The sequence below is a fragment of the Nocardia aurantia genome (assembly GCF_009604425.1).
Classification (GTDB): Bacteria; Actinomycetota; Actinomycetes; order Mycobacteriales; family Mycobacteriaceae; genus Nocardia; species Nocardia aurantia.
On record NZ_WEGI01000037.1, the window covers coordinates 1 to 4212 of the forward strand.

General features: G+C 69.8%; 1 protein-coding gene. It reads right to left on the reverse strand.

The window, feature by feature from the left end:
• A partial coding sequence (locus tag NRB56_RS38025) for a non-ribosomal peptide synthetase (RefSeq protein WP_153349226.1) occupies nucleotides 1–4212 on the reverse strand: 4212 nt, incomplete at both ends.

Here is a 4212-nt window from a genome sequence, read left to right on the forward strand (position 1 = left end):
CCAACACCACCTGCACCGGACCATTCCCCGTCTCCGGAAACACCGTCCGCAACGACTCATGACGATCAATCACATCAATCACCGCCACCTGCAACGCCGCCACATCCAACTCACCCGACAACCGAATGGCGAAATGGATGTTGTGAACGGGATTACCGGCGTCGAAGCGATTCAGGAACCACATCCGCTGCTGCGCCAGCGACAACGGCACGAGTCCGGGGCGCTCGCGGGCGACGAGTGCCGCGCGGGCGCCGCTGCCGACCTCCGACGCCACCCGCGCGGCCAGCGCCGCGACCGTGGGCGCCTCGAACAGGGCGCGCACCGGCACCTCGGTGCGCAGCGCGATACCCAGCCGGGCCGAAACCTGCGTCGCGATCAGCGAATTGCCGCCGACGGTGAAGAAGTCGTCGTCCCGCCCGAGCCGACGGTCCGGGCCGAGATCCAGTACGTCGGCGAAGATCTGGGCGACGATCTCCTCGATCGGGGTCGCCGGGGCCTGGAATTCGCGAACCTCGAACACGGGCGCGGGTAGGGCGCGGCGGTCGAGTTTCCCGTTGGGGGTCAACGGAATCGCGTCCAGCATCACGAACGCGGACGGCACCATGTGGGCCGGCAGATCCCGTTGCAGCGCGGCCCGCACCGACTGCGGATCCAGCTCGCCGTCGGACACCAGATAGGCGATCAGCCGGTCGCCGAGGCGCTCGTCCGCCCGGACGACCACGGCCGCGTCGGCGATCTGCGGGTGGGCCAGCACCGCGGCCTCGATCTCGCCCGGTTCGACGCGGAATCCGCGCACCTTGACCTGATCGTCGGCGCGGCCGAGATGGATCAGTTCGCCGCCGGGACTCCACCGCGCCAGGTCGCCGGACCGGTACAACCGAGATCCCGGCGCGCCGAACGGATCGGCGACGAACCGCGCCGCGGACAGGGCGGGCCGGCCGAGGTACCCGCGCGCGACCTGGACGCCGCCGACATAGATCTCGCCCGGTACGCCCGCCGGGACGGGCCGTAGCCGGTTGTCCAGCACCAGGATTCGCAGGCCGGGCAGCGGCCGTCCGACCGGACTGCCGCCGGCCGTCGCGGTCGCCGCGTCCAGCGGCCGGTATGTCACGTGCACCGTGGTCTCGGTGATGCCGTACATGTTGATCAGCCGTGGCGCCGTGGCGCCGTGGCGGCCGAACCAGTCGGCGAGACGGCGGGTTTCGAGTGCCTCGCCGCCGAAGACGATGTACTGCAACGCCGTCGGGATCCCGGCGATCCGATCGGCTTCGGCGAGTTGGTGGAAGGCGGACGGGGTCTGGTTGAGCACCGTGACCCGTTGCGCGCGCAGCAGTTCCAGGAACCGATCGGGGGCCCGCGAGGTGTGGAAGTCGACCACCACCAGGGTGCCGCCGTACAGCAGCGGCCCCCAGAGTTCCCACACCGAGAAGTCGAAGGCGAAGGAGTGGAACATGGTCCACACGTCGTGCTCGTTGAAATCGAACAGCTCGCGTGTGTTGTCGAACAACCGGACCACGTTGCGGTGCGGAACCGGTACGCCCTTCGGCCGGCCGGTCGACCCGGATGTGTAGATGACATACGCGATGTTGTCCGGGCGCACGATCCCGCGCCGGTCCGCGTCGGCCGGCGCCGGTGGCTCGGTGCCGTCCGCACCGGTCACGGTCAGTACGGGAAGGCCGGACGGCACGATCAATTCGTGTTGCTCGGTTGTTACCAGGCAGATCGGAGCGGCATCCGCGAGCATGAAGGCGATCCGCTCGGCCGGATAGTCCGGGTCGATCGGCAGGTAACCGCCGCCGGCCTTCAGTACCGCCAGCAGGGCCACGATCAGGTCGGCCGACCGCGGCAGCGCCACCGCGACCAGGGTGTCCGGACCGACACCTGCCCGGATCAGCCTGTGCGCCAATCGGTTCGCGCGCCGGTCCAACTCGCGGTAGCCGATCCGGGCGTCGCCCGCGACCACCGCGATCCGCTCCGGGTGCGCGGCGACGGTGGCCTCGAACAGATCCGGCAGGACGGCGTCGCGGCCGCGGTCGGGTCCCGAGGCGACCCAATGTCCGGTCACCGCCGCCAGTTCCGTCGCGTCGAGCAATGCGATCTCACCGACCGCGAGATCGGGATCGGTGGTCACGGCGGTCAGGATCCGCAGGAGCCGGGTATTGAAGGCCGCCACGGTGTTCGGGTCGAACAGATCGGTCGCGAAGTGTGCGACCGCGTCGATGCCGACGGGTTCGCCCGTCGCGCCGAAGTTCTCGGTCAGCGTCCACTGGAGATCGAATTTGGCGACGGCGACGTCGAGTTCGTCAGCGGTGACCCGCAACTCGCCCATCTCCAGTGCGGCGTGCGACATCTCCTGCACCGACAGCATCACCTGGAACAGTGGATGCCACGCCTGCGACCGGGCCGGTTCCAGCACCTCCACCAGCCGTTCGAACGGCACGTCGGCATGCGCGAACGCCGCCAGGTCCGATTCCCTGATGCGCGTGAGCAATTCGGCGAACGACCCGGTGGGCTCGACGTCGGAACGCAACACCAGCGTGTTGACGAACATGCCGATCAGATTGTCGAGCGCCTGCTCGCCGCGCCCGGCGATCGGGGTGCCGATCGCGATGTCGGTCGTGCCCGACAGCCGCGCCAGCAGCACCGCCAGGGCCGAGTGCAGCACCATGAAGACCGTGACGCCCTGTGCACGAGCCAGATTCGACAGCGCGGCGTGCAATTCCGCGTCGATCCGGAATTCGGCCCGGCCACCGCGATAGGTCGGCGTGGCGGGCCGGGCCCGATCGGTGGGCAGTTCGAGACGATCGGGCAACCCGGCCAGCGCATTTCGCCAATAGCCGATCTGCCGGGCCGCGATCGAGGCCGGATCGGTTTCCGCTCCCAGCGCTTCGCGCTGCCACAGGCTGTAGTCGGTGTACTGCACCGGCAGCGGTGTCCAGGTGGGGACGGTACCGGCGGCGCGCGCCACGTAGGCCACGGCGATGTCACGCGCCAACGGCCCGAAGGAGAATCCGTCCGCGGCGATATGGTGCAGCACGAACGCGACCGCGTATTCGTCGGCCGCCACCGTGGGTCGCTCGCCCGCGACGGCGGTATCACTCGCCGCCGTCGGCTCGGCCCCGGTCCCGCTCCCGACCGCGCCGCCGGTGATCCGGTGGACGCGCACGCGGATCGGCAGCTCACGGCTCACATCGAATCCGGCGGCGGCGAATCGCGCGAGGGCCGTGGGCAATTCGGCAGGAGAGACGGGCACGGTGTCGATGTCGAGTTCGACCTCGGTCATCGGGACGATCCGCTGGTATCCGCCCGTGCTCGACTCGGGGAACACGGTGCGCAACGCCTGCTGCCGCTCCAGCACGTCGAACAGCGCCGCCCGCAGCGCGCCGAGGTCGGCCCCGCCGCGCAAGCGCACCACGAACGGCAGGTTGTAGGTCGGTGCGACCGGATCGAATCGGTTGAGGAACCACATCCGCTGCTGGGCAAGCGACAGCGGCACCCGTTCGGGCAGCCGCCGGGCCACCAGTGGCGGCCGATCGGTGGTCGCCGGCGTGGTGGCCGCCCGTGCCGCGATCCCGGTGACGGTCGGCGTCTCGAACACCGCCCGCACGCCGAGCCGGATCCCGAAGGCGGCGGAGATACGGGCCACCACCTGGGTGGCGACCAGTGAGTTGCCGCCGAGTTCGAAGAAGTTGTCGTCCGCGCCGACCCGCTCGTGGCCGAGCACGTCGGCGAACACACCTGCCACGATCTGCTCCGCCGGAGTGCCCGGCGTGCGATACCCGGTCGGATCGGTGCCGAACACGGGCTCCGGCAACGCTTTCCGGTCCAGCTTGCCGGAGGTGTTGAGCGGCAACGCGTCCAGTACGGTCACCGACGCGGGCACCATGTAGGCGGGCAGCCGGCCTGCGGCGAACCGGGTCAGCGCATCGGCGTCGACCGAGCCGTCCGGGGATGCGACGACGTAGGCGGCCAGGTGTTGCCCGGCCGGGGTCTCGGCGACCAGCACGACCGTCTGCGCCACGGCCGGGTGTGTGAGCAGTACGGTCTCGATCTCGCCGAGTTCGATGCGCTGTCCGCGGAATTTGACCTGGAAGTCGGTGCGGCCGATGTACTCGATCGCGCCGGTATCGTTCCAGCGCACCAGGTCTCCGGTGCGATACATGCGTTGCCCGGTGTCGGAGAACGGGTTCGCGACGAACCGGTCCGAGGTCA